The 1,265-nt window shown below is 70.4% G+C and carries 1 protein-coding gene; it reads left to right on the top strand.

Features of this window, described 5'->3' with window-relative positions; all coding sequences use genetic code 11:
* Positions 1-34: 34 nt before the first annotated feature.
* A partial coding sequence (locus CRM73_RS19295; RefSeq protein ID WP_229588809.1) for a lactate utilization protein B occupies positions 35-1,265 on the top strand: 1,231 nt, incomplete at its 3' end.

Here is a 1,265-nt window from a genome sequence, read left to right as displayed (position 1 = left end):
CGTCCTCGGCCCCCCGCACGACCGGAGGAGCTCGATGAGCCGCACGGCCCTGGGCATGCCCGCCGTCCGCCCCGTCCACGGCCAGGGGAACCTGCACGCGCAGACCGCGTTCCCCGCCGCGGCGAAGGCCGAGATGGGCAACACGCAGATGCGCGCCAACATCCGCCACGCCACCCACACCATCCGCGGCAAGCGCGCCGCGGTGACGGGCGAGCTGCCCGACTGGGAGGAGCTGCGCTCCGCCGGCTCCGCGATCAAGGAGCAGGTCATGGCGAACCTGCCGCACCTGCTCGAGGAGTTCGAGGCCAACTTCACGGCCCGCGGCGGCACCGTGCACTGGGCGCGCGACGCCGAGGAGGCCAACCGGATCGTCACCGAGCTCGTGCAGGCCACCGGGTCCACCGACGTCATCAAGATCAAGTCCATGGCCACCCAGGAGATCGGCCTCGAGGCCCACCTCGAGGAGCACGGGATCACCGCCACGGAGACGGACCTGGCCGAGCTGATCGTCCAATTGGGCCACGACAAGCCGTCCCACATCCTGGTCCCGGCGATCCACAAGAACCGGCACGAGATCCGCGACATCTTCCTCGCCGAGATGGCCGAGACCGACGAGACGCTCACGTCCGAGCCCCGGGACCTCGCCGAGGCCGCCCGCACCCACCTGCGGGAAAAGTTCCTCTCCACCTCCGTGGCGGTCTCCGGGGCGAACTTCGGCGTGGCCGAGACCGGGACGCTGACCGTGGTGGAGTCCGAGGGCAACGGCCGCATGTGCCTGACCCTGCCCGAGACCCTGATCACCGTGATGGGCATCGAGAAGATCGTGCCCACCTTCCAGGACCTCGAGGTGTTCCTGCAGCTGCTCCCGCGCTCCTCCACCGGGGAGCGGATGAACCCCTACACCTCGATGTGGACCGGCGTGACACCGGGGGACGGCCCCCAGAACGTGCACGTGGTGCTCCTGGACAACGGCCGCACCGCGGTGCTCGACGACCCCGCCGGGCGCTCGGCGCTGCACTGCATCCGCTGCTCGGCGTGCCTGAACGTCTGCCCGGTCTACGAGCAGGCCGGCGGTCACGCCTACGGCTCCACCTACCCGGGGCCGATCGGGGCGATCCTCTCCCCGCAGCTGACCGGCATCACCTCCGAGCAGAACGCCTCCCTGCCCTACGCCTCCTCGCTGTGCGGGGCCTGCTACGACGTGTGCCCGGTGAAGATCAACATCCCCGAGATCCTCGTGCACCTGCGCGACGAGGACGTGCGCA

Origin of the sequence: Kocuria sp. CCUG 69068 (assembly GCF_020833785.1) — a bacterium.
GTDB classification, from domain to species: Bacteria; Actinomycetota; Actinomycetes; order Actinomycetales; family Micrococcaceae; genus Kocuria; species Kocuria rosea.
The sequence above is the reverse complement of the archived record's forward strand: the minus strand, read 5'-3'. Positions and strand labels throughout refer to the sequence as shown.